The organism is Paraburkholderia haematera (assembly GCF_905220975.1).
Lineage (GTDB): Bacteria > Pseudomonadota > Gammaproteobacteria > Burkholderiales > Burkholderiaceae > Paraburkholderia > Paraburkholderia haematera.
Genome location: NZ_CAJNBK010000026.1, coordinates 48,313 through 72,050, shown reverse-complemented (window position 1 = coordinate 72,050; position 23,738 = coordinate 48,313). Strand labels below are relative to the sequence as shown.

At 64.0% G+C, this 23,738-nt stretch carries 18 protein-coding genes and 1 pseudogene; 10 read left to right on the top strand and 9 right to left on the bottom strand.

Annotation, left to right across the window (positions count from 1 at the left end; translation table 11 throughout):
* Positions 1 to 39: 39 nt before the first annotated feature.
* Entirely contained in the window at positions 40 to 693 is a 654-nt protein-coding gene (locus tag KHO23_RS29350; RefSeq protein ID WP_211615709.1) for a cysteine dioxygenase family protein, read from the bottom strand.
* A 138-nt stretch (positions 694 to 831) separates the two neighbouring features.
* Here KHO23_RS29350 and KHO23_RS29345 point away from each other — a divergent pair, with 138 nt between their 5' ends.
* Positions 832 to 1,314, top strand: a complete 483-nt coding sequence (locus tag KHO23_RS29345) for an Lrp/AsnC family transcriptional regulator (protein ID WP_211615707.1) — start codon at positions 832 to 834, stop codon at positions 1,312 to 1,314.
* An 86-nt stretch (positions 1,315 to 1,400) separates the two neighbouring features.
* Complete coding sequence (locus KHO23_RS29340; RefSeq protein ID WP_211615705.1) at positions 1,401 to 1,610, top strand: hypothetical protein; 210 nt, start codon at positions 1,401 to 1,403, stop codon at positions 1,608 to 1,610.
* A gap of 15 nt (positions 1,611 to 1,625) precedes the next feature.
* Here the strand turns inward: KHO23_RS29340 and KHO23_RS29335 are convergent, their stop codons facing one another.
* Positions 1,626 to 4,130, bottom strand: coding sequence for an FUSC family protein (locus KHO23_RS29335; RefSeq protein WP_211615703.1), 2,505 nt, complete (start codon positions 4,128 to 4,130; stop codon positions 1,626 to 1,628).
* A gap of 212 nt (positions 4,131 to 4,342) precedes the next feature.
* On the opposite strand from KHO23_RS29335, the gene recC reads away from it, so the two are divergent.
* From recC to KHO23_RS29320, 3 genes are read left to right on the top strand one after another with little or no spacing between them, the layout of a single operon-like run.
* Positions 4,343 to 7,726: an exodeoxyribonuclease V subunit gamma gene (gene recC / locus KHO23_RS29330; RefSeq protein ID WP_211615701.1), complete on the top strand. Its 3,384-nt coding sequence runs from the start codon at positions 4,343 to 4,345 to the stop codon at positions 7,724 to 7,726.
* The gene (gene recB, locus KHO23_RS29325; RefSeq protein ID WP_211615699.1) at positions 7,723 to 11,415 is read left to right on the top strand and encodes an exodeoxyribonuclease V subunit beta; all 3,693 of its coding nucleotides are present in this window, start codon (positions 7,723 to 7,725) and stop codon (positions 11,413 to 11,415) included. Before recC ends, recB begins: the two co-directional genes overlap by 4 nt.
* Positions 11,412 to 13,709: an AAA family ATPase gene (locus KHO23_RS29320; RefSeq protein ID WP_211615697.1), complete on the top strand. Its 2,298-nt coding sequence runs from the start codon at positions 11,412 to 11,414 to the stop codon at positions 13,707 to 13,709. Before recB ends, KHO23_RS29320 begins: the two co-directional genes overlap by 4 nt.
* A gap of 156 nt (positions 13,710 to 13,865) precedes the next feature.
* On the opposite strand, the gene KHO23_RS29315 is transcribed toward KHO23_RS29320, so the two are convergent.
* Positions 13,866 to 14,507 carry a VC0807 family protein gene (locus tag KHO23_RS29315; protein ID WP_211615695.1) on the bottom strand — a complete coding sequence of 214 codons (642 nt, stop codon included), beginning with the start codon at positions 14,505 to 14,507 and terminating at the stop codon, positions 13,866 to 13,868.
* A gap of 152 nt (positions 14,508 to 14,659) precedes the next feature.
* Here KHO23_RS29315 and arfB point away from each other — a divergent pair, with 152 nt between their 5' ends.
* The gene (gene arfB / locus KHO23_RS29310; RefSeq protein WP_120292934.1) at positions 14,660 to 15,064 is read left to right on the top strand and encodes an alternative ribosome rescue aminoacyl-tRNA hydrolase ArfB; all 405 of its coding nucleotides are present in this window, start codon (positions 14,660 to 14,662) and stop codon (positions 15,062 to 15,064) included.
* Positions 15,065 to 15,108: 44 nt separating this feature from the next.
* Here arfB and KHO23_RS29305 read toward each other — a convergent pair whose 3' ends face one another.
* Positions 15,109 to 16,404, bottom strand: a complete 1,296-nt coding sequence (locus KHO23_RS29305) for a sensor domain-containing phosphodiesterase (RefSeq protein WP_211615693.1) — start codon at positions 16,402 to 16,404, stop codon at positions 15,109 to 15,111.
* A 588-nt stretch (positions 16,405 to 16,992) separates the two neighbouring features.
* On the opposite strand from KHO23_RS29305, the gene KHO23_RS29300 reads away from it, so the two are divergent.
* A complete protein-coding gene (locus KHO23_RS29300; protein ID WP_211615691.1) occupies positions 16,993 to 17,283 on the top strand; it encodes a putative quinol monooxygenase in 291 nt (96 codons plus the stop codon).
* A gap of 85 nt (positions 17,284 to 17,368) precedes the next feature.
* Here the strand turns inward: KHO23_RS29300 and KHO23_RS29295 are convergent, their stop codons facing one another.
* The 3 genes from KHO23_RS29295 to KHO23_RS29285 form a co-directional block, all read right to left on the bottom strand.
* Positions 17,369 to 17,626 carry a hypothetical protein gene (locus KHO23_RS29295; protein WP_007182306.1) on the bottom strand — a complete coding sequence of 86 codons (258 nt, stop codon included), beginning with the start codon at positions 17,624 to 17,626 and terminating at the stop codon, positions 17,369 to 17,371.
* A gap of 213 nt (positions 17,627 to 17,839) precedes the next feature.
* On the bottom strand, positions 17,840 to 18,082 hold the full coding sequence (locus tag KHO23_RS29290; RefSeq protein ID WP_211615744.1) for a hypothetical protein: 243 nt from the start codon (positions 18,080 to 18,082) through the stop codon (positions 17,840 to 17,842).
* 244 nt (positions 18,083 to 18,326) lie between these two features.
* The gene (locus KHO23_RS29285) at positions 18,327 to 19,043 is read right to left on the bottom strand and encodes a YdcF family protein (RefSeq protein ID WP_236067030.1); all 717 of its coding nucleotides are present in this window, start codon (positions 19,041 to 19,043) and stop codon (positions 18,327 to 18,329) included.
* A 266-nt stretch (positions 19,044 to 19,309) separates the two neighbouring features.
* Here KHO23_RS29285 and KHO23_RS29280 point away from each other — a divergent pair, with 266 nt between their 5' ends.
* A complete protein-coding gene (locus KHO23_RS29280; RefSeq protein ID WP_211615687.1) occupies positions 19,310 to 19,633 on the top strand; it encodes a hypothetical protein in 324 nt (107 codons plus the stop codon).
* Between the two features lie 372 nt (positions 19,634 to 20,005).
* Here KHO23_RS29280 and KHO23_RS29275 read toward each other — a convergent pair whose 3' ends face one another.
* The gene (locus tag KHO23_RS29275; RefSeq protein ID WP_211615685.1) at positions 20,006 to 20,260 is read right to left on the bottom strand and encodes a hypothetical protein; all 255 of its coding nucleotides are present in this window, start codon (positions 20,258 to 20,260) and stop codon (positions 20,006 to 20,008) included.
* Positions 20,261 to 20,558: 298 nt separating this feature from the next.
* Positions 20,559 to 20,954, bottom strand: a pseudogene (locus KHO23_RS29270) (transposase); the annotation flags it as partial.
* A gap of 408 nt (positions 20,955 to 21,362) precedes the next feature.
* Here KHO23_RS29270 and KHO23_RS29265 point away from each other — a divergent pair.
* Positions 21,363 to 22,265 carry a LysR family transcriptional regulator gene (locus tag KHO23_RS29265; protein WP_211615684.1) on the top strand — a complete coding sequence of 301 codons (903 nt, stop codon included), beginning with the start codon at positions 21,363 to 21,365 and terminating at the stop codon, positions 22,263 to 22,265.
* Positions 22,266 to 22,397: 132 nt separating this feature from the next.
* Entirely contained in the window at positions 22,398 to 23,633 is a 1,236-nt protein-coding gene (locus tag KHO23_RS29260) for a pyridoxal phosphate-dependent aminotransferase (RefSeq protein ID WP_211615682.1), read from the top strand.
* Positions 23,634 to 23,738: the final 105 nt, after the last annotated feature.

Genomic DNA, 23,738 nt, shown 5'->3' with positions numbered 1-23,738 from the left:
GGCGCGGGGGGCACCGGCCCCACGCGCGATGCACGGTTTTTAAACGAGCGCTGGTGCGTCGGCTGTGCGTACGATGTCGTTGACGTGCGTGGCGATCTGCGCGCCCGCGACACCATAAATATGCAACGAGACCGCGGGTGCGTCGCTGCAATTCCCGAGCCGGTGAATGGCGCCCCGGCCGCCGCGCACGAACGACACGGCTCCGCAATGACGCGCTTGGGTACGGGTAGCGCTTGCGCAGTGCTGTGCACCATTCCATTCGAAGACCGTTTCGCTCAGCGTGCCGTCGAGCACCGCGTAGCCGCACCACGTATGGTGCGCATGCACCGGGCTTGCCTGGTGTGGCAGCCACACCAGCGCGGCGATCGCATAGCGGCCCTCCGGGTCGGCGGCCAGCAGGTGACGCCGGTAATTTTCAGTGGAGCCTTCGCGTTGCGCCGGTGTGAGCAATTCGGGATTCGCTGCGGCTTCGGTCAGCGCGATCCGCATGCTGCGCGCGAAGAAGGTCGAATCCGACGGTTCAGGGAATTTCACGCAGGCTTCGAACATCGCGTCGAGCGTGTCGCACAGGTGCGCGAGCGGTGCGGTGCGATACGCGTGCGCGGGTGCTTCATTCGCCCCGGCTAACGGGACGGCGTGGGCGGAAGAACGGGCAACGCGGGCAACGGATATGGAACGGAGGTCTTGGCTCATGATCGCTGTGCAGCTGCATCGCTGCTTATCGGCTATTTTTGGATAGACATATTTATACCTGTTTGCTCGGAGAAAGAGTTTCCATATAATTCCACTCGAAATCTTAAAAGTAGAATAATTTTCTATGAGGGTGTCGCGATGGGAATGGATATCATCGATCGGAAGCTGCTTGAGCTGTTGCAGGAAGACGCAACCATGCCGATCGCCGAGCTGGCGCAACGGGTGAATCTGTCGCAAACGCCGTGTTGGAAGCGGCTGCAGCGTCTGAAAGAAACCGGCGTGATTCGTGCCCAGGTGGCCCTGTGCGATGCGCGCAAACTTGGCGTGGGCACGACCGTGTTCGTGGCGGTGCGAACCAATCAGCATACCGAGGCTTGGGCGCAGACCTTTACGCGCGCGGTGCAGGAGATTCCGGAGGTGGTGGAGGTGTACCGGATGAGCGGCGAAACCGATTACCTGTTACGCGTGGTGGTATCCGATATCGACGACTACGATCGGGTCTATAAACAGTTGATCGCCGCCGTGCCGCTGTACGACGTGAGTTCGAGTTTTGCAATGGAACAGATCAAATACTCGACAGCGCTCCCGGTGCGGCCTGCGGCGGTGATAGAAGGGCGCTGACTGCAAGCCGTGTGCAAGCTCAGTGGGCGTAGAATGCCGCCTTCCCAGACACTATCCGCGACTGCCTCGCGAACCGAGCCCGCCTCATGAACAAACCACCGCGCAAGAAGAACCCGACCTTTGGCATTGCTGTTTTCATCGTGGTCGCGGTCCTGCTGGTGATCGCCACGCTCTTCTATAACGCGATTACAGAAAAGCGCGATTTCGACCGCCTGAACGCGCCGGCGCCGACGATCGCATCTGACGCGGCCGCTGCGGCTACCGCCGCGAAGCCCGCAAGCGGCGCCGCCCAATAAGGCGACGCGCCTGTTTCACTCTTCCGGCAGGCGAATCACGCTCGCATCCTTGCGAATCAGCGCCGACGCCGTCAGCATCTGCTTGCACTGATGGGCGAGCAATTTCATGTCGTGCACGGCGTCCGCCGGGTGGTCTGGCGATTTCTCCGTCTCGACCACCATCGCGTCCAACTCACGCATCAATAGTTTGACCTGCTCGCCCTGATCGGCCGGCGGCGCGCTACCCGCTTCCGCCTCGGTCAGATTGTCGCGGACCACACTCAGCGCGCGTTGCAAGGGCTGTTGCGAAACGCTGTCGGCGTGCTGCGCGGAGGTGCGCAGCAACGGCGCGACCGCTGTGATCTGCGAGGCGAGTACGTGGCTGCGTACCAGCAGATCGTTTAGTTCCGGCACGAACTTTTGCGCGGATTTCGGTTCGAGCATCATGCGCTGGAACGCCTGGCCCAGATTGGCAAACGCAACGTGGACGTTCTTGCGCGCGAGCCGGTAGCGATAATCGCGATCGAGTGCCGTTGCGGCCGCTACGGCTGCAGGGGATGTACCGCCGGCCGGCTTGGCGGTTGCGTGGCTGGCTGGGGTGGTGCCGGCGCTGCCTGAACCAGCGTTTGTAGCACTAGCCGCACTGGTGTTCGCACTGGCGCTTGTACCGGCATCCGGAATAGCGTTGCCGCGCGCATTGGCGCCGGCGATTGCCACCGCGCGCGCCGGCGTGCCGAATTCGATCGCCGGATCAGCCATTGCCGCGGCGGGCGCGAACGCACCGGCTTCGGTTACCGTGGCGACCACCGCGGCGGCCGGTTTGCCGCTCCACCACCAACTCGCTTCCAGATACTGCCGCGTCGCATTGATCATGTTGTTGACGAGTTTGCCCATCAGCCGGTATTCCCAGTAGGGGAACAGGTGGCTCGCGGCAATCGCGATCGCGCAGCCCACCACGGTATCGATTGCACGTTCGCCGATGATGCGCATGCTGCCCGGCGCGAGCAGATGAAACATGAGCAGCACGTACGAGGACGTGAACACCACGCTCGCCGTGTAATTGAACAGCAACAGGCTGTAGCTCATGACCATGGAGGCGAACATCACCACGAGCAGGATGTGCGGCTCCTTGACGAAAATCATCAACGCGATACTCGCCGCACAGCCGATCAGCGTGCCGACTATCCGCTGCCCATTGCGCTGCTTGGTCAGCGAATAACCTGGCTTCAGAATGATGACGGTGGTCATCACGATCCAGTACGCGTTGGTGAGCGGCAGCAGACGGCCGAGCCAGAAACCCACGGCGACCGCAATCGTCACGCGCAGCGCGTGGCGGAAGCTCGGCGAGGCCATGGTCAGATTCGAGAAGATCTGCCCGAACGGCACGCGGCGGCTCGATACGAAGCGGGAGAGCGCCTTGTCGAGGCGCAGTTCGGTCTCCGTCTCGCTTGCGCCCGGATCGCTCGACAGGCTCTTGCGCATCTTGTCGATCAGGCGCGTGGCGCTCCAGATACGCCGGAAGGTGGACGATATCGCCGAATAAGCTTCCGGATTCCTGGCCGGCAGGTCCTGCTTGCGCATCAGTTCGATTTCGAACTCGATGGCGCGCAATTCGGCTTTGACATTCACGCGCACGCGGGGCGGCTGGTTTTGCAATACCGCGAGTCCGACTTCTTCGAGATCGGCGGCGGATTTTCGAATCAGATCGCGGTAGAACACCAGCAGGTCGGAGCCGCCAAACGTGTTGCGCACCAGCGAGTAATCGACATGCGCGCCGACAAACAATTCGTGCAGGTCGACGGTATTGATGAACAGATTGAACAGCATTGCCCGGCGCGGTTCGAGCCGGCCGGTTTTCAGCTTCGGCAGGTTGCGCAGCACGATGTCGCGCGCGGCATCCTGACGATCGACCGCAGCGATCTGTTTGTCGACCAGATTGCGATAGCACTCGTCGAGATCGTTATCGAGATCGTAAAAGGCGGCGCGCGCGAGCAGATAATCCGCACACGCGAACACGCTTTCGGCGAGCGCCTGCTGTTCGATGCGATGCATCATCCAGCGGCTAACAAAGGTCGACCAGTAGGTGTACCAGAGACCGCCCACCAGAATCCATGACGCATTGACGAGCGCCTGCATCGGCGTGAAATGCTCTTCCAGCGTCATGATCATCATGAACAGCGTGGCAAAGCTGATCTGCGGCCAGCGGTTGCCATACACGACGATCAATGACAGCAGGAACGTGAGCGGCACGACCGTGCACCACAGCGCGACCGGGTTGACGGTGGCGAGACCGGTGGCGAGCGCGGACAGGAAGCCGATCACCGTGCACGCCAGCATCTCGTTGTGCTTGTACTTGAGCGGGCCCGGCATGTCGACCACACATGCGCCGAGTGCGCCGGTCGCGATCGTGAAGCCGAGTTCGCGATCGTGAAATACGATCAAACACAAAATGGCCGGTAACGACACACCGACTGCGATGCGCAGGCCGCCATAAAAGTACTGGCTGTAAAGGAATTTCTTTATTTCAACCGAATAGCGCATCGACTGCCTGAATTCCATTCACTGAGAAAACACGGTTGAAGGGGCCAACCGGGGGCAGACCCAAACTGCCGTGGAGTCTAACTGATTTTGTGCCTGATCTGACCTCGTCCATTCGGCCAGGTTCTGCCCTTGGAGCGCGTTTGTTATGCTGTCGCTTCAATGTCTGTCGCGGCCCGGGCGTTCCGCCCGCGTCGCCTGCTTCTCCGGGATCCATGCTCCAACTCTTCTACTCGAACCGCTACGAAACCCTTGTCGGCGCGCTGCTCGACGACCTGGCACAAGCGCCGTCCGACCCCTGGACCGCGCAGCCTGTGATCGTCCCGAGCGCGGCGGTGCGGCGCCGGCTCGAGCTCGACATCGCTGCGCGCCAGGGCATCTGCGCGAATGTCAATTTTGGTTATCTCGCGCAGTGGCTGTGGGCGCAAATCGGCGGTGTGATCGAAGTGCCGAAGCATTCGCCGTTCGCACCGGACCGGCTCGTCTGGCGCTGCTACCGGCTGCTGGGAGAGGCGGATGAAGCGCTGCCCTGGAATGCCTCGCCGCGCCTGCGTACTTATCTCGACGCGGCGGACGCGTCGATGCGTTACGAACTGGCGCGCCGCGTGGCCACCGTGCTCGACCACTATCTGACCTATCGCCCGGAATGGTTGCTGCAATGGCAGAAGGGCGGTTCGATCTTCGCGAGCGGCGCCGCTGAGGACAACGGTCCACGTCTAGTCGGCGCGAGCGTTGCTGCGCGTGAGGACGAACGCTGGCAAGCAGCACTGTGGCGCGCCGTGCTTGCCGAAGTGGCGGGCAACGCGCAAACGCCCGCGGCCGCCTTGCCGCCCGCTTATCGCTTTCTCGAAGAAATCGGCACGCTCGATCTGGAAGCCATCTCGAACGCGCAGTGGCCCGAGGCCGTCAGCGTGTTCGCACTGCCGACCATGCCGCCGCTGCACGTCGCGTTGCTGCGCGCGCTGTCGCGTTGGGTCGACGTGCGCCTGTATGTGATGAACCCATGCCGCGAGTTCTGGTTCGACGTTGTCAGCGCGGGGCGCGTCGAGGCGCTCGATGCCGCAGGCCAGCTCGATTATCAGGAAGTGGGTCATCCGCTGCTGGCTGAGTGGGGCCGCCAGACTCAGGCGCAACTGCACATGCTGCATGAACTGACCGAGAGCGCGGCATCCGGCGAGACAGGCGACTTCACCGAGAATCCGGAGCCGAGCTGGCTTGCCGCCGTGCAGAACGGCATTCTCGATCTGCGGGCGGAAACGGGAAACGACGCTGACGAATTGCCGGTCGAGAACGGCATTGAAGTCCACGTGTGTCACAGCCTGTCGCGGCAGCTCGAAGTGCTGCATGACCGCCTGCTCGGCTGGTTCGACGAGTTCGACGATCTGCAGCCCTCCGACGTGCTGGTTGCCGTGTCCGATCTCGCGGCCGCCGGGCCATTGATCGATGCGGTGTTCGGCACCGCGCCCCCAGGCGACACTCGCCGCATTCCGTATCGGATCACGGGCTTGCCGCCCTCGCAGGCCAATCCGGTCGCGCGTTTGTTGCTGGACTGGCTGGCGTTGCCTGAGCGCAGCGTGGGTGCGCCGGATCTGATCGAATGGCTGCGGGTCGACGCGATCGCCGCGCGTTACGGAATCGATGCCAGTGCGCTCGAAGCCGCGCAGGAATGGCTTGCGGCAGCCGGTGCGCGCCGGGGCCTTGTGCCGAGTGAGCCGACCGGCGAGCACGTGCCTGTCGCGCGTCATACGTTCGCCGATGCGCTGACCCGGCTGTACCTCGGTTACGCGATGCCGGATGGCGGCGAGCCGGTCGATGCCTGGCTGCCCGTTGAAGGCGCCGATGGATCGGACGCTGAGCTTCTTGGCCGGCTGTCACGTTTCGTCGACGACATCGAAACCTTCGCGCAGCGCTGCGAGGTTGAGCAGACGCCTGCGGAATGGACGCAACTGCTGCTCGAAACGCTCGCGCAGTGTTTCGACGGCGGCGTGGAGTTTGCCGATTCGCTCGCCGCAGTGCGCGACGCCATCGACAAGATGGGTGACGCGATGCAAGCGGGCGCAGAAGACGTCGTTCTGCCGGCCGCCGTGGTGCGCGGCGCGCTCACCGAGGCGCTCGACGACCCGGCGCGCGGCGGCGTGCCTTGGGGCAGCGTGACGTTTTCGTCGCTGACCAGCTTGCGCGGCTTGCCCTATCGCATCGTTTGCCTGCTCGGCATGGACGACGGCGTATTGCCGAGTCTCGCCCGCGCCGACGAATTCGACCTGATGGCCGCGTTCGGTAAGGCAGGCGACCGGCAGCGCCGCGACGACGAACGCAATCTGTTCCTCGATCTGCTGCTGGCCGCGCGCGACCGGCTGTTTATCGCCTATACGGGCCGCAGCATTCGCGACAACGCGCCGTTGCCGCCGGCCGCGCTGGTCGACGAATTGCTCGACCACCTGGCGCAAGTGTCGGCGGGGGAAGGAGCGGCGCCCGCGGAAATAGAAGCCGCGCGGCACGCTTTCATCATCGATCATCCGCTGCAGGCGTTCGCGTCGGACTATTTCTCGTCGCAGCGAGGCCTCTTCACGTACGACATGGATCGCGCGGAACTGGCCAGTTTGCTAGCCGCGCCCCAGCATCCGGCCGCCGCGCCGTTCTTCGATCAACCGTTGCCGGCCGAAGACGCCGCCTCCGTTGCATTCGACGAATTCGTGCGTTTCTGGCGTCATCCGGCGCGTGCGTTGTTGCGCGACCGCCTGGGTATCGTGTTGTCGGATGCGCAGGGCGAATTGCTCGACACCGAGCCGTTCGAACTCGATTGGGCCGGCCGCGATGCCCTGGCGGAGCGGCTCCTGCCGGTCCTGTTGAATAGCGATACCGAAGACGACGACAGCATGTTCGAACGCGTGCGCCGCGTTGCCGCGGCCAGTCCCGAACTGCCGGGTGGCGCGACCGGCGCGGTGTGGCGCTCGCGTGAACTTGGCGCGCTGCGCCAGCTCGCCGACAGCGTGCGCCGCGAAGTCGCCTCGGGTGTCGAGCGTCTGCCGTTCGTGCTCGATATCGTGCCGCGCTGGCCCGATCACGCCGACATTGCCGATACGCTATTTGGGGCTCATGACGCACCGCTTCGCAAAGCGGCCGAAATACCGCTGCAGTTGCACGGCACTCTGAATTTGCTGACCGAAACAGGACAGGTGATTTTCCGCTACGCCAAACCTACTGCGCGCGATTATCTGTCGGCGTGGCTTGCACATCTGGTCTATTGCGCGGCACAGCCGAACGGCCCGCGCCGCACGGTCTGGCACGGCAGCGGCGAGAGCTTTGAGCTCACGCCGGTCGCCGCGCCGCTCGATGAACTGGCGCCGCTTGCCGCGTTGTTTAGAGCAGGGCGCATGCTGCCGCTGCGCTTTTTCCCGAAGAGCGCGTGGGTGAAGGTCAGCGAGAGCGAGTCCGCCGCGCAAGGCGTGTGGATCAATGATCGTGTGCGCGGTGAATCCGACGACCCCGCTTTGCGCATCGCACTGCGCGGCACGCCGCTTACGCTCGACGAACCGTTCGGCAGTCTTGCCTCGATCGTCTTCAAACCGCTCGTTCAGCATCTGCGGAGCGCATCATGAGCGGCGCTGTTCACAACCACGCGCTGGTCGCGGAAGAACTCGACGTCTTCGCCTGTTCGCTCGACGGCGTCAATCAGATCGAGGCATCGGCGGGCACCGGCAAGACCTGGAACATCTGCGCGTTGTACGTGCGGCTGCTACTCGAAAAGAACCTGAACGCCGACCAGATTCTGGTCGTTACCTTTACGAAAGCGGCGACCGCGGAGTTGCACGAGCGGATTCGCGGGCGGCTCGCGGAACTAGATCGGGCAATCGATACGGATGACGACGGCGGCGATCCGTTCGTCCGGCGTCTCTTTGAAACCACCCTTGCGCCGGAGCGCGGCATCGATCGCGAGACCGCATTGAAAGTCGTACGCCGTGCACTGCGCACGTTCGACCAGGCCGCGATTCACACCATTCATGCGTTCTGCCAGCGTGCCTTGCAGGAGGCGCCGTTCGCCGCGGCTATGCCGTTCGCCTTCGAAATGGAAGCCGACGACGCTGCCTTGCGTTTCGAAATGGCAGCCGATTTCTGGCGCGAGCAGGTGGAACCGGTGGCCTATGCGCATCCTGCTTTCGCTGCATGGCTGGTGGCCAAACGCGCCGGTCCCGCGTCGCTCGATGAGCAGCTCGCGCGACGGTTGAAGAAGCCGTTGGCGCAGCTACGCTGGGGCAAGGTCGATGCAGGAGGAAGTGGCGCCGATCCGCAGGCGGGTTTCTCTGCTGCTAGCGAAGTCTGGCAGGCAGAGCGCGATACGATCGTGAGATTGCTTGCAGAAGCGCAAGACCGTCTGAGCAAGACCTCGCACAAGCCTGATCTTGTGAGCGCAGCGATTTCCGCGTGGACCGAGTACTTCGCCCAGGGCGATTGTCATGCGCCGCCGCCAAAGGCGGCCTTGAAGCTGACGGCCTCCGCATTGAAGAAGGCCACCAAGGTCAAGTTCGAACCGCCCGAGCATCCCTTCTTCGAGCACGCCGAAGCGCTGGCCGCAGCCGTGGTCGCGGCCGAAGCCGCGCAACGCGCGCGCTGGCTCGCACTTGTAGAAACCTGGCTCGACTACGCGCCCGCCGAACTGGTGGCGCGCAAGCGCACGCGCAGGGTGGTGTCGTTCGACGATCTGCTGTCCAATCTGTATCGCGCGCTCGCAGCCAACCCCTGGCTTGCCGATGCTTTGCGCACGCGTTATCCGGCCGCGCTGATCGACGAGTTTCAGGATACCGATCCGTTGCAGTTCGCGATCTTTAGCCGCATCTTCGCGCCGGCCGGCCCGCTGTTTCTGGTGGGCGATCCGAAGCAGGCGATCTACAGTTTTCGCGCGGCGGATCTGCATACCTATCTGGCGGCGCGCGCGGCGGCTTCGGCGTGCTACACGCTCGCGGTCAATCAGCGTTCGACGGCGCCGATTGTCGACGCCTGCAACCGGTTGTTCGAAGCCAACCCGCAGGCATTCGTGCTCGACGGTCTCGACTATCAGCCGGTGCGGGCCGGCGAGCGGCGTCGTCCGCCTTTCTCCGAACCCGGTGCTAGCGCGGGCGACTTCCGGATCTGGACCCTGCCGCAAGGCGACGCGGCGCTGACCAAACGCGAAGCGCAACGCGCGGCGAGCGAAGCCTGTGCCGCCGAGATCGTGCGGCTCCTGCGCGGTGCGCGCGAGGGGTCGGTGACCATCGGCGACGCGCCGCTCGCGCCGGGCAATATCGCGGTGCTGGTGCAAACGCATAAGCAGGGCAGTTTGATCAAGCGGGTCCTGGCGTCGTGGGGCGTGGGCAGCGTGGAACTGGCGCAGGCCTCGGTGTTCGCGACGCTCGACGCCGAGCAGATCGAACGCGTGCTGGCCGCAGTCGATACGCCGGGCGACCTGCGCCGTTTGCGCGCCGCGCTCGCCACCGATTGGCTCGGTCTCGACGCCACCGCGCTGTGGCGCCTCGAGCAGGTCGCGGACGCGCCGGTGCCGGTCGACGATCCCGCGCATGCCGCGGACGCGATGGGCTGGGTCGAACGTTTTTCACGCTATCGCATGCTATGGCATGAGCGCGGCTTCGCCTTGATGTGGCGCACGCTGATGCGCGAACTGCGCGTTGCGCAACGGCTGGTGGCCGGACCGGACGGCGAACGCCGTCTGACGAACGTGAATCATCTGGCCGAACTTGTGCAGGCGCGTGCCGCTACGCAACCCGGCATCGCGCCGACTTTGCGCTGGCTCGCCGCACAACGCACGCAAGGTGGTGGCGAAGACGCGCAGTTGCGGCTCGAGTCGGATCGCAACCTCGTGCAGATCGTCACCGTCCACAAATCGAAAGGGCTCGAATACGCGGTCGTGTTCTGTCCGTTTCTGAACGACGGTGCGCTGCGCGAGCCGCCGTCCTCCGGCTTGCCCGATGCGCGCGAGTATCACGACGAAACGGGCGGCGCGGTGCTGCATTACGGTTGCGACGACGATGAAGCTGAACGTGCGTCACGTTACGCGGCGCGCGAACAGGCGGCGGAGCGGGCACGGCTCGTCTACGTGGCGCTGACACGCGCGGTATACCGCTGCTATCTGGTTGCGGGTACGTATCTTTCGTCGCGCTCCACCAAGGAGTCGCGCCGTAGTGTGCTGAACTGGCTGGTGGCTGGCGGCGGTCACAGCTTTGACGACTGGCTTACCGATCCACCTGACGAAGCCGCCTTGTCCGAGCGCTGGCGCGCGCTGGCAGGCGGCCCGGTTACCTTGCAGGCGTTGCCGAAAGTGGAGCGCCGTGTGCCGTTGGAAAGCCTCCAGGATAGCGGCGCGCGGATGCAGGCGCGCGCCAACCGGCGGCCGTTGCGCGATCAGTGGCGCATGGCGAGCTTCAGCGGCCTGATCGCCGCCGGCAGCAAGGCCGAGGAGCCGCGTACGCCGGTGGAAGAGGTGCGTCCCGATCACGATGAAATTGCCGATGCGCTCGCGCCTGCGCCGGTGCCGGTACCGCAAGCGCCGTCCTACGCCGAGGACGACATTCTCGCGTTTCCACGGGGCGCCGCGGCCGGCGAATGTCTGCACCGCATGTTCGAGCTCGCGGATTTCACCGACCCGCATACGTGGCCGGATGCGATCCGTGGCGCCTTGCGCGAGCGCCCGGCGCCAGCTGTGCCCGAACTCGCGGCACGATTGCCCGCCATGATGCATAAGCTGATTGCGGACGTCGTGACCACCGAGCTTGTACCCGGCATGGCGCTCGCCAAACTGAATCCGCGGCGGCGCCTGAACGAACTCGAATTTCTGTTTGCGGCGCCTTCGCTCGATTTTCCAGCGTTGCGCGAGCTGTTGATCGAGCACGGCTTTCCCGACGTTGCACTGGAGCCTGGCGTGTTGCGTGGTTTCGTCAAAGGATTTATCGACATGATCGTCGAGCACGACGGACGGTTCTGGGTCGTCGACTGGAAATCGAACCACCTGGGCGACACCGCCGCCGACTACGCGGCGGCACCGCTCGAAGCGGCCATGGCGAGCCACGCGTATCACCTCCAGGCGCTGCTCTACACGGTGGCGCTGCATCGCTATCTGAAAACGCGGGTACGCGATTATGCATATGACACGCACATTGGCGGCTATCTCTACCTGTTCGTGCGCGGCGTTCGTCCGCAGTGGCGCGATGCCGACGGGGCGGCGGGCGTGCATATGCGGCGGCCCGCCTTCGAACTCGTGGCGCTGCTCGACGCGGCAATGATCGGAGGTGTCGCATGAGCACGTTCGAGCGGAACTCCTCTGCGCCGCCGGAGCTCGATGACATCGGCGTGGCCTTACCCGCGCCGGCCGATTTCAGCACCGCGCTTGCCGAGGGGTTCGCGCGGCGCATCGGTATGCTGGCGCGGCGCGGTGGTGGGTCGGGCGAAGCGGTGAAGTGGGCGGCGCGGGCCGCCTTCGCCGCGAGCCGCGCCACGGCCGAAGGGCACGTGTGCCTGCCGCTTGCCGCGCTGGCGCGACGCTTTGATGCATCGAGCGCGGAAGTGCGCGCAGCGCTGTTTGCAAGCGGCATGGCCAGTGACGGTTCGGAAAGCGCGGCGGCGTTGCGGCCGCTCGTGATCGACAGGCAAGGGCGGCTGTATCTGGCGCGCTACTACGACTACGAGCGGCGTCTCGCGCGCTCGCTGGTGATGCATGCGGGCGGGGGGCGGGTTGAGGGTGCGAGGGTTCGCGAGCATGCGCGGGATGCGGTCGACGCCAATACCCGTGCGAGTGCGGGCTCCGACGCGGATGCCAATGCCAATGCCAATGCCAATGCCGGTGCCGGTGCAAACGCGGACACCACCGTTCAGATGTTGCACGAACGTCTGCTGCGCTATTTCGGTCCGCCGCGGGATGACGAGGTCGACTGGCAACGTGTCGCTGCTGTCATGGCGCTGTCCGGGCAGTTGACGATCGTCAGCGGCGGCCCGGGCACCGGCAAGACGACTACCGTGGTCGGCGTGCTTGCCTGTTTGCTGGATGCCCGCGCCGATCTGCGGATCGCATTGGCGGCGCCCACCGGCAAGGCCGCGCAACGGATGCAGGAAGCCTTGCTCGCACGTGCCGGCGATTTGCCGCCCGAACTTGCTGCACGCTTGCCGCAGACGTCGTACACCTTGCATCGGCTGCTCGGGTCCGGGCCGGGCGGGCGCTTCAGGCATCATCGCGACAACCCGCTGCCTTACGACGTCGTAGTGATCGACGAGGCGTCGATGATCGATGTCGCGATGGCGGCGCATCTGCTCGATGCCATTGCACCGCAGACGCGTCTTGTGATGCTGGGCGACAAGGATCAACTCGCCGCGGTCGAGGCGGGTGCGGTGTTCGCCGAGCTCAGCGCGCGGCCTGCTTTTACGCATGACGGACTGCAGCGGATCGCTGAGGCGCTTGGCATTGAAGCGGCGCGGTTGTCGCAAGCACTGCCGGGCGCATCGGGCGGCGTCGACCAGGCGCATGACGATTTTTTTGCGCATGCGGGTGCGTCGGACGATTTCGATACGCCGCCTGGCGACTTGTTCGGCGATGCTGATGCGCGCGGCGCTTTTGATGGCCTACCTGGTGACGATCTTTTTGCGAGTAGTCCGGTGACGGCCGAAGGAGCGGCATTGGCTTCGTCTTCGGGAATGGCACCCGCATCAACGTCAGCGTCGGGCTCAGGCTCAGGCTCAGGATCCGCTTCACGCTCGCCTTCATCGGCTCAAAACCCGCTCGCCGACTCCGTCGTCTGGCTCGAGCGCAACTATCGATTCGGCCTCGAGTCGCCGATCGGCCGCTTGTCGCTGGCGATTCGCAACGGCGCGACCGCCGCGGCGCTCGAAGTCCTGCGCATCGACCCTGTCGAGCCTTGCGCCGCAGCGTTGTACGAAGACACTCACGCGACGCTTGCCGAGCGCACCGTTGCGCGGCTCGCCGCAGGTTTTGCGGCGTACGCGGAGTTGCTAGCCGAAGCATTAGCCGCCGATACACCAGACCCATTGCCGCTCTTCGAAGCGCTAAACCGTTTCCGAATTCTGTGCGCGACGCGTTCGGGGCCGCGCGGCGTCGATCAGGTGAATGCCGCGATGGCCGCGCAGGTGAGGCGCTCGGCGGGCGTCACGTTGGCTGTAGGCGCACAGTGGTTTGCCGGACGCCCCATTATGGTCACGCGCAACGATTACGCGCTTGGTCTGTTCAACGGCGACATCGGCATTGCGCTGCCGGGTGCGGGCGGTGCGTTACGCGTGTATTTCCGTACGGGTGACGGCGGTCTGCGAGCCGTATCGCCTGCGGCGCTGCCGCCGCACGATACGGCATTCGCGCTCACGGTTCATAAGTCGCAAGGCTCGGAATTCGAGCATGCGGTGCTCATGCTGCCGTCGGTGTTCAGCCGTGTGTTGTCGCGCGAACTCGTGTACACGGCCATTACCCGCGCGCGTGAACGGGTGGAGGTGATCGGCGCGCGCGCCGTGCTGACGCAGGCCATCGCGACGCCGACGCAGCGCGACTCAGGCCTGGCTGCGCGAATCGCGGAGGCGTGGCGCTCCGCCCGGTAGCATGGCGCGGGCGACGAGCGTATTCGTTCGTCGCTTGATAAAGCTGTTCAGGCGGTCGAGGTAACTCAGGCGTAACACGCGGAACAAGCCGATCAAGCCGATCAAGCCGATCAAGCCGATCAATTGGGCGAGCGCCCCAAAGCGCCCAGACCGTGCCTAGTTCGCGATCCCGCCCGGCTGCACTTGCGCCTCGGCCCGGCTGCGCATGGTCTTGCGGTACCACAGCGTCCATAGCGCCAGGCCGCCGTAAATGCCATAGCCGATGAACGGTGAGACCACCAGAAAGCGCTCGACCGGCCAGGTGAGCGCCATCCATGCGCGCAGCGCCGTTTCGCCGGTCAGGCCAACGCCCCATACCAGCGTCATGAACCGTATCGCACTGACGAGCGCCGGCCGCTCGCGCCACAAGGTTTCGAATCGCGCTGCGCCGCCTTCCATCTCACGGGCGACGGTGGCGCGCGCGAGATAGAAGATTAGCGGCCGGTGCATCGGCAACGACAGCAGAAACACCACGCCTACCGCGCCGGACACCAGCGACTCCCGCAGCAACAGCATGCGGGGACTGCCGCCCAGCGCCATTGCCGCAACCGACAATACGATGCCTGCTACGACCATGACGCTAAGCGCGTCGACGCGTCGAAAGCGCACCAGTTCGATCAGGCTCCAGACGATCGGCGGCACCGCAGAGGCGATCAGTGCGCCGGTCTCGCCCAGGTGCGGCAGCGCCAGGCGGTAAGCAAGCCACGGCAGCAGAAAGTTGACGGCCAGTTCCAGCACAAAACCCGGACGGAGCTTCATATGAATTTACGCTGTAAGCGAAAACGGCAGTATCCGTGAACCGGCTGGGTCGATGCAAATAGTTTTTCGCATCGATGGCCGCGCCCGATAGTCCGTAGTCGGTAATCGGCTGCGCCCTGTGTACACTTTGCGTCTCCGAGTTCAATCCCGTCATGACATCCCGTTACCCGATCCCGCCGAACGAAATCGAATTGACCGCAGTGCGCGCGCAAGGAGCGGGCGGTCAGAACGTCAATAAGGTCTCGAGCGCCATCCATCTGCGTTTCGACGTGCAGGCGTCGTCGTTACCGGAAGTGCTGAAGATGCGCCTGCTCGCGCTGTCCGATCACCGGCTCACGCGCGACGGCGTGGTGATCATCAAGGCGCAGGAGCATCGCACGCAGGAGATGAACCGCGCGGCGGCGCTGGCGCGGCTCGATGAACTGATCGAAAGCGTCAGCGTGACGCGCAAGCCGCGCGTCGCGACCCGGCCGACGCGCGCCTCGAATCGGCGTCGCCTCGACAGCAAGGCCAAACGCAGCGAGATTAAATCCGGCCGCGGGCGGGTAGAGGATTAAAGGGGGAACGGGGGAAAGGGGATAAAAGGCGGAGCCGGTCGGGCTCAGCGTTTGCCCCCGCGCCCGCCAGAACGCGTATCGGCCGGCGACGTCGCGGGCACAAAGTCGACGCAAAGCACATGCGTGCCGTCACACTCGAATGCAATTGCCGCGGTATAGCAGTCCTGGCCGTCCGCGAGCGAATAGTGCGGCCCCATCATGGCGACGCGTCCTGGCGCCGCGAGCGCATGCTTGAAATACGCCCGCCGCGACCAGTTGCTGCGCGTATCGGTGTAGAGCGGCGCGAGCCGCGACGGAGGCGGCGGCACCGAGGCGGCCGAGATCGACGCCTGCGTCTGTTCGCCTTGACCGTCGGTGATGAACACCCGGCGCGCTTCGCGCAAATGCCATATTTTTTGTGCTGCCTGCTGCAGATCGCCGGTGGCTTTGAAGGCGTCGGCGGCGTCGAGCACGGCTTCGGCGAACCCTTCGAAGCCCAGCCGCTGGTGGCCGGCGTGAGCGAGTTCATAAGCGGCGAATTTGGCCCACATCGACTCGATCAGCGCCGGCACCCTGGCGCACGCGGCCTGCACCGAACTCTGCGGCTGGCCAAGCCAGAAGCCCTGCACGAAATCGACGTCGGCCTGCATCAGGATCATCAATTCTTCGTCGGTTTCGACACCTTCGGCCAGCACCAGCGTACCGGATTGATGCAGCATCGCGATCAGATGGCTGATCATCGAATCGTCGCCTTCGCGCTTGCCCGCACGGGCGACGAGGGAGCGGTCGAGTTTCACGATGTCGGGCCGGAAGCGCCACACGCGGTCGAAGTTCGAAAAACCGGTGCCGAAGTCGTCGATCGCAATCAGGAAGTCGCGTGGCTGCGACGCCGCGAGCATGCTGGCGACGGCGGATTCGTCGTCGGCGGGTTGTTCGAGCACTTCGATGACGATGCGCTCCTGCGGCAGGCCGAAGTGCGCCGAGAGTTCATCGATGAAGGTGCGCTGCGGCCAACCGGTTTCGAACACCTGCGGGCGCGTATTCAAAAACAGCCACCCGGTGCTGATGCCTTGCTCCATGAAATTCGCCACGTGCAGGCAGCGTGCGATGCGGTCGAGTTCGCGCGCATCGGCGGCCGAGCGTGTGCCGGAGAAAAGCACCTCCGGCGATACCGGCAAGCCGACCGGGTCGAACGCGCGCAGCAGGCCCTCATAGCCGACCACACGCTGATGCGTGACGGACAGCACCGGCTGGAACACGCTGTGCAGGGTCAGCGCGCGCCATGTCGCGGTCCAGCCTGACTCGTCCCGGACCAGGTGCGGGAGCAGGCCGCTCAGGGTCAATTCGCTGACGGTTGGCATAAAAGCGGGCATGAGAGCGGGCATAGTGACATCGCGGCAATCGGGTGACGGGGCGCGCGAACCGATTCAGCGCGCAACGGATGCACAGCCCAGGCGTCGGCAGGGTAAGGTGGGCACAGCCCGGGAACGCGGAGAGCGATGCCAGCCATGCTGGACTCCGGCGGGATTAGTCAAAACCAGTCTAGCAGTTTGCACTTTGCATGAATGTGCGGGTAATCACAGACGCGGGACGTGGCCGAAGGCCCGGTAAACCGGCTGAAGCGCGGTAGTCGGCCCTGGCGTCGTGGCCCTGGCGTCGTGGTCGTGCCGCGTGAGCGTCAGAGGCGTGGCCTCGCGCAAAATCGACCGTTTCAAACGCAATCCATCGCGCGGATGAAGCCGAGGGTAGCAGGGTGGTGAGTGGCCGCCCGCCAAACTCCAGGCAAGGACGGTGCTCAGACGTTTTGCGCATGTTTCGCGCACGCGCAAGGCCTTGGATCAGAATCATCCTGCCGTCGCCATGTGAGCTTGCCTGCTACGCGTGGCCGCCTGCAGGTTTGGCGGGTGGCGGGTATGCTGCTGCTTTTCGCGAATAAACGGAGGGCAAGCATGGCGGAAATCGCGGTGGTCGCAATCTCGGTGGCAAAGCCGGGCTATGAAGAGCAATTGCGCGAGGCGCTCGAAGGCATCGTCGGGCCGACGCGCAAAGAGCAGGGCGCGCTTCAGTACGATCTGCATCGGGACGTGCAGGAGCCGCGCAGGTTCGTGTTTGTGGAGCGTTGGGAAAGCCAGGAAGCGCTGGCGGCGCATGCCGGATCCGCGCACATTGCGGCTTATAAGAAAGCCGCGGCGGATTGGGTCGAACACGCGGAAATTCGAGTCTTGTCGAAGATCGCGTGAGCGCTAGGAGGCGGACAACGAGAGACGAACAACGGCGAGTGAGCTGCCGGCCGGATCCGGCCCGTGCGGCACTCGCCGTTTATCTTTAGTGCGTGGCTTGCGGGACGTCGAGGATCAGGATGATGGTCCAGTCGGCATCGCCATCGTGGTGATACTGGCGTTCCGCGACAATAAACGGTTGCTGCTTGCCGTCCGGGCCAAGAAACAGCACGTCGCCTTCCATCGGCAGGCATTCGACGGGCGGCAGCGCGAGGAACGCTTCCTGACCGCCACGCGGCATCAGTTTTTCGATTTTGCGAGATGCTGCTTCAGTCCATTCGATATCTAGCTGAATGTTGCTCATGCTGTCCTCCGCACCAAGGTGCGCACAGGTTAGGGGGATTCCGGCCGGGCGACGGTCGCCGGGCGCCGGTCGGTGCGCGACTTTAGCATAACGTCAGCCGGGCGCAGCGGGCCTGCAGCGAGTTCATTAGACAACAAAAAAGCCGAAACCGGCGGTGCCGGCTTCGGCTTTTCATCTCCGCGGCGAGGCCGCGGGTAATGCGCCCAACTGCGCTTACGAACTGGCGGCCATCGGCTTCGCAGCCTTCTTATGATGCGGCGCCATCTTGTGATGTTTTTCCGGCATAGCCGGTGCGCTTTCCATTGCTTGCTGGCGGTTTTGTAACTCTTGCGCGCGCTGCTCGACGTCGGCGGCCTTGGCAGGATCGGTGCTCATCATGACGCCGTTGTCCTGCGCATAGGCCACGCCCGTTACGGCACCGAGGGAAATCAGGATCGCCAGGGACACTTTCTTCATTGTTACCTCCGCAGAGTGGTTATGGACCCGAGTATTTGCCTGTCCAATCGGAAAGACAATGCATTCTAGCGAGCAATATCCGCTCCAGCGGACGTTTGTAACTGCCATGACAATTCGTTACATCTTGTTACGTTCGGCCCACTGTCGCTTTCGATAACGATCTCGCGTCAAAGCCGACAGTGCGTTGCCGGTATCAAGAATATTCGCATCTCTAAATAAATTACCGCGTCTCACCGCGCGATATTCAGAACCATCCGATTGCACGATAGACGTGAAATTGTGCAATTCCAATCAGTTCGTGCAGCGCAATCTCCGCGCTCACCAGATTGTCATAGCGCGGCAGTATACCGAGACGTGCGCGCCGCGCGCTCGAGATCAACGGCTGCGGCGCGAGGCCGAAACGATGGAAGTCGAGCAATGCGCGTGGCATCTGATACGCAGAGGTGACGAGTATCAGGGAATCGTAACGGGATCGTTCGAGAATCGCCGAGACGTTGCGCGCGTTTTCGTAAGTCGTGCGGCTGCTGTTTTCCAGCACGATGTCCGTACGCGGTACCTGTTTGCGCAGCAGGTATGGCAGATAGGTGTCCGCTTCGGTTGCGGCACGCCGCTGCGGATTGCCACCGCTCACGATCACCTGACACGTGGCTGCAGTACGCTTGCAGGCGGCATAGTTCTCGGCGCTCACCGCGATGCGCGCAAGCACGTCAGGCGGCGGTACGAGGATGTTATCGTCGTAGACGGTGCCGCCACCGAGCATGATGATCGCGGTGCGTGGCGCGAAACTGGCAGGCGTGTCGCTCTGCCGATACGGTTGCGCCAATTCAAGCAATGGCGCGGTGAGCCAGCCGGCGGCGAGCAGCCAGAACAGGGCGATCGTGACAATGGCGAGAGGCCGTCGGGCGCGTTTCCATAGCACGATTGCTGCAAAAAAAAGCGCTAATAAAGTGAATAGAATCAATTTAAATGGGGTAACGTATGACTTTCGGGATGAATCTATGGGCTTGCTATCGCGCCGCAGCGGTTGCATCGTCGGCCCGTAGATAGAACGCTAACATGCCGTTCTGACGGGGGTTCCGAAAACGAGAACAGGCAGCACCTGGCAGAGTTCTGCTGCATAGTATGCAGACGGCTTCCAGCCAAGGGCGGGTGCCATGCGCGTCACTGGTGGCGCGGTGACGTGTTGGGCATAGATGTGTCATAGCTGCACTTTAAGAAAGAAGTGAGATGACCACGTATTCCAACGAAGCGGTACTTGAAGCGCTGCGGCGGGCGCAATATCGCCAGGTCCCATGGGCCAGACGGCCGGGTGTATTCCAATATCTTCGCGCGCTAGGCCTGATGGACACTGTTCGGCAGCGCACTGTCGCGCCGGCACCGGGTTTTCATGCGCCTGTCGATATCGCCGTGCTCACCGAGCGCGGCAGGGCCGAATTCGCGAGACTGGCGCACGACGAGCGCCTGTTGAGCTGGACTGCACAGCGCATGAACGACTACGTCGTTGCTACAGCCGAAACGCGACCCACAGCCGCTCTCGAAGCCCGGTCCTAGGACGGTCGGCAGGCTGGCGCCGTTTTTTCCGGCCGCTTGACGCGGCTGGCGGCGATTTCATTGCTCCGCCTTAATGCTTGGCTTATGCGCCTGGGTACAGCGCGCACGGCCCGCTCGTCGGCGCAAAAAAAAGCCCGTATCGCAAGGATACGGGCGTACCGGAATTACTACTGCCACGCTGTGCTAATGGCGTTAAATCAGACTGGCGCCGCGCCGGGTGGTTCCCCCAATCGTTCAATTCGCCGTGCAATGTGTTATCTCGCGATTGCGGTGAACACTAGCCGTCGCGGACAACAGCCAGCGGTCCTGAAACACACGATCTGAAACGGCGATCTGAAGCGCGCCCCGCCATACGCGCGCGTTGGCGCGTGGCTAGCGGCGGCGTGTGGGATCTTCGCGCGGTGGTTCCGGCCGCATGCGTACATTGCTCGCGATATCGCCTCGCAAGTCGCCGCGCGGCGCAGGCGGTGTGAAGTCGCGCTCGCGAGTATTGCTTTGCTGCCAGGCTTCAACTGTGGCCGTGCGATCCGGCCGCCAGTTCCCGACTTGTGGATGCTGCTGTGCGAGCGCCGGTGCGGCCATTGATGAAACGACAATGCCGCACAGAAGCAGTGACATTGGTTTCATGCTGAGCTCCCGTCAAGCCGATCGACTCAAGGCCTGTTTGCATACACATAAGGTATGCCGAGTAACGAAAGCACGCTGTAAGCAATAGTAAATGGATGTTTCACCCGCAACAATCGAACCGCTTCAGCGTCTGAAGCGGCTCGGCAACGAAGTCGGCGAAGCGGGAAGGGACGACTGCGCTGGGCGCGCCGAGTAGCGGTGCCCATTGAAGGTCGGGCGGGCGTCGACAGACAGCCCACGGCGGCCCAGATACACGCCGGGCGCCAGCAGGCGCCCGGAGGCAAAACAATTCGCGTCAGGCCATCTTGACCGGCGCGCGCCACGATTCCGGATTGGTCCAGAATGCGCCACGCAGGCGGTCGCGGCTCGGCGGTGCCGGCGGTTTCGCCGCGGTCGCGCCAATGCGGCCGCGTAGCGAAATTTCACGGCCGCTGGTGCCGAGTCGCTTAACTATTTCGGCGAGCGTACCATCGGCTTGCCATTCGTCGAAGCGACGGCGGCAAGTCGGCGGTGACGGATAGCGGCCCGGCAGCTTGGACCAGCCTTCGCCCGTCGACAGCACCCACAGCACGGCGTTGACAACCGCGCGTGCTTCCACGCGTGGCCGACCGCGCCGTTCGCTCCGTGCTGGCTCCGCACAGAACAACGCCTCGACCAGCGCCCACTCGTTGTCTCTCAAATCGTCGAACAGCATCATGTTTCACCTCAGCGAAGCTAACTCCGGTGCGCTGCCCCGCGCCGCGCACTCTCCATGCACTCGATAGGCGAGTGCCAAGGGGGGTCGGGCTTGCCACGGTTTCATGTCAGTCAGAAGTCATGGCGCCGACCCTGTGTGCATGTAAATGCAGGAAGTGTGCCAAGTTGAGTCCAACTACCTGAAAGCCCTGTGACAGCGGGCCAGCGCGGGCGCCAGCTAGGGGCGTATAAGAATCCAAAAAACCCATCTCGCAAATCGGGACAATCACCAATCTTGTGCAATTAGGCCCGGCCAGCGTGCGTTTGCGCCTTATTGCTGCATTGCAGCGAGATCGCTAAATACGATAGTGGTGCGGCATTTCGCCCTACAATGCGCATCAAATGGAGTTATTGATGAGGTTGGTAAATGAATGTAACGCTGCGCCAGCTAAGGGTTTTCATTGAGGTCGCCCGTCTGCAGAGCTTCAGCCGGGCCGGCGATGAGATCGGTCTGACGCAATCGGCTGTCAGCCGCTGCGTACGCGAATTGGAGGGCGAGATCGGCCTCAAGCTGATCGACCGCACTACGCGCGAGGTGCAGCTCACGGATGTCGGCGGCAACCTGGTATCGAGCGTGTCACGCCTGCTGACGGACCTGGACGACGCGCTGCGCGAGATTCGCGAAATCGGCGAGCAGCGTCGCGGGCGCGTCGTGGTGGCCGCGAGCCCGACGGTCGCCTGCCGGTTGATGCCCGGCGTGGTGGCGTCGTGTGGACGCCAGTTCCCCTACATCACGTTGGGTCTGCGCGACGACGTGCAAAGCGACGTGGTGCGCAAGGTCAAGTCGGGCGAAGTCGATTTCGGCGTGATCATCGGCCCATTTTCCGCCGACGACCTGCTCAGCGAATCGCTGATGACGGACTCGTTTTGCGTCGTTTCGCGCGACGACCACCCTCTGGCGGCGCAGGAGCGGGTGGCATGGACCGACCTGGATGGCCAGCAGCTCGTCATGCTCGATTACGCGTCTGGCAGCCGGCCGATCATCGACGCCGTGATGCAGGAGTACGGCGTAAGCGCCACCGTGGTGCAGGAGTTGGGGCATTCCGCGACCGTTTTTGGGCTGGTTGAAGCGGGCGTCGGGGTAAGCGTGCTGCCCTGGCTTGCGCTGCCGCTGCCGGCGGGCGCCTCGCTGGTGGCGCGGCCACTCGTGCCGCGCGCCGAGCGCACGGTCGAACTGGTGCGGCGGCGCGACCGCTCGCTGTCGCCGGCGGCGGAGGCGGTCTGGGGGCTGATTCGGCAATTGCCGGCGCGGGCTGAGGATCTGGACTGATGACCTGGGCGCGGCCTTTTCACCCAGTGGCTTCACTTCGCCGTCCCAAAAACAGGCGCCGCGCTAAACTGTGGCTTTCCCCAAGCGTCAACCTTGAGCCATTGCCCGGCCGTCATCCATCTGGAAGCCTTGATGAGCGAATCGGATCTGCCTGTGCCCCCCATCCCCAACGCGCGCGATGCCGTGCGCGGACTACGTCCTTCGCAAATTCGAGAAGTCGCGAATGCCGGTTTCGGCGTCGCAGACGTGCTGCCATTCTGGTTCGGCGAATCTGACCGGGTGACGCCGGCCTTCATCCGCGACGCCGCCAGCGCTGCGTTGGCCGCCGGCGCTACCTTCTATACGCACAACCTGGGCATTGCGCCGCTGCGCGTGGCACTCGCGGACTACGTGAGCGCATTGCACGGGACGACGTCGCCCGACCATATCGCGGTGACGAGCGCCGGTGTCAACGCGCTGATGCTGGCGGCGCAACTGGTAGTGGGCGCGGGTGACCGTGTTGTCGCGGTCACGCCGTTGTGGCCGAATCTGGTCGAAATTCCCAAGATTCTGGGCGCGCATGTGGAGACCGTCGCGCTGGACTACGGAGAACGCGGCTGGCAGCTCGATCTCGAACAGTTGCTGGCGGCGTTGACGCCGGACACGAAGATGTTGCTGATCAACTCGCCGAACAATCCGACCGGCTGGGTGATGAGCCGCGACGAGCAGCGCGCCGTGCTGGCACATTGCCGTCGCCACGGCATCTGGATCGTCGCCGACGAAGTCTACGAACGTCTTTATTACGCCGACGCAACCGCCGACGCCGATTCCGGCACGCCAGGAGCCGATTCGCGCACGGCGCCGTCGTTTCTCGATCTGGCCACGCGCGACGAGCGCGTGATCTGCGTGAACTCGTTTTCCAAGGCATGGCTGATGACCGGCTGGCGGCTCGGCTGGCTCGTCGCGCCGGCCGCGCTGATGGACGATCTCGGCAAGCTGGTCGAATACAACACGTCGTGTGCGCCGGCGTTCGTTCAGCAGGCGGGCATCGCGGCCGTCCAGCAGGGTGAGCGCTTCACGCGGGAGCTGGTGCTCGACCTGAGGGCGTCGCGTGACCATCTGGTGGACGCGCTGTCCACCGTGCCGGGCGTCGACGTGAAGGCGCCGCCGGGCGCGATGTATCTATTTTTCTCGATGCCGGGTGCGTCGCGCAGCCTCGAGCTATGCAAGGCGCTGGTGCGCGAAGTAGGGCTGGGGGTGGCGCCCGGCAGCGCGTTTGGCCGAGAAGGCGAGGGCTTCGTGCGCTGGTGCTATGCCTGCGACACGGCCCGGCTCGACGCGGGTGTCGAGCGTCTGAAGCGATTCCTCGCGCAACGCGGTACGCATTGAGCCGGGGCGCGGCGGGCAGGCGGCCTGACTTAAGGGGCGATTGCGGGCCTGATCCGGTCCGATTCCCGTTCATTTCCGCCCGCTTTTCCTTTTAGGCGGTCGCAT

Bases quoted from the DNA above. Each gene is read 5' to 3' on its own strand.
- KHO23_RS29280 (WP_211615687.1), top strand. From the start codon at position 19,310: ATGACCACGTATTCCAACGAAGCGGTACTTGAAGCGCTGCGGCGGGCG.
- KHO23_RS29350 (WP_211615709.1), bottom strand. From the start codon at position 693: ATGAGCCAAGACCTCCGTTCCATATCCGTTGCCCGCGTTGCCCGTTCT.
- arfB (WP_120292934.1), top strand. From the start codon at position 14,660: ATGACATCCCGTTACCCGATCCCGCCGAACGAAATCGAATTGACCGCA.
- KHO23_RS29265 (WP_211615684.1), top strand. From the start codon at position 21,363: ATGAATGTAACGCTGCGCCAGCTAAGGGTTTTCATTGAGGTCGCCCGT.
- KHO23_RS29335 (WP_211615703.1), bottom strand. From the start codon at position 4,130: ATGCGCTATTCGGTTGAAATAAAGAAATTCCTTTACAGCCAGTACTTT.
- KHO23_RS29295 (WP_007182306.1), bottom strand. From the start codon at position 17,626: ATGAGCAACATTCAGCTAGATATCGAATGGACTGAAGCAGCATCTCGC.
- KHO23_RS29320 (WP_211615697.1), top strand. From the start codon at position 11,412: ATGAGCACGTTCGAGCGGAACTCCTCTGCGCCGCCGGAGCTCGATGAC.
- KHO23_RS29260 (WP_211615682.1), top strand. From the start codon at position 22,398: ATGAGCGAATCGGATCTGCCTGTGCCCCCCATCCCCAACGCGCGCGAT.
- KHO23_RS29290 (WP_211615744.1), bottom strand. From the start codon at position 18,082: ATGAAGAAAGTGTCCCTGGCGATCCTGATTTCCCTCGGTGCCGTAACG.
- KHO23_RS29340 (WP_211615705.1), top strand. From the start codon at position 1,401: ATGAACAAACCACCGCGCAAGAAGAACCCGACCTTTGGCATTGCTGTT.
- KHO23_RS29315 (WP_211615695.1), bottom strand. From the start codon at position 14,507: ATGAAGCTCCGTCCGGGTTTTGTGCTGGAACTGGCCGTCAACTTTCTG.
- recC (WP_211615701.1), top strand. From the start codon at position 4,343: ATGCTCCAACTCTTCTACTCGAACCGCTACGAAACCCTTGTCGGCGCG.
- KHO23_RS29305 (WP_211615693.1), bottom strand. From the start codon at position 16,404: ATGCCAACCGTCAGCGAATTGACCCTGAGCGGCCTGCTCCCGCACCTG.
- KHO23_RS29345 (WP_211615707.1), top strand. From the start codon at position 832: ATGGGAATGGATATCATCGATCGGAAGCTGCTTGAGCTGTTGCAGGAA.
- KHO23_RS29300 (WP_211615691.1), top strand. From the start codon at position 16,993: ATGGCGGAAATCGCGGTGGTCGCAATCTCGGTGGCAAAGCCGGGCTAT.
- recB (WP_211615699.1), top strand. From the start codon at position 7,723: ATGAGCGGCGCTGTTCACAACCACGCGCTGGTCGCGGAAGAACTCGAC.
- KHO23_RS29275 (WP_211615685.1), bottom strand. From the start codon at position 20,260: ATGAAACCAATGTCACTGCTTCTGTGCGGCATTGTCGTTTCATCAATG.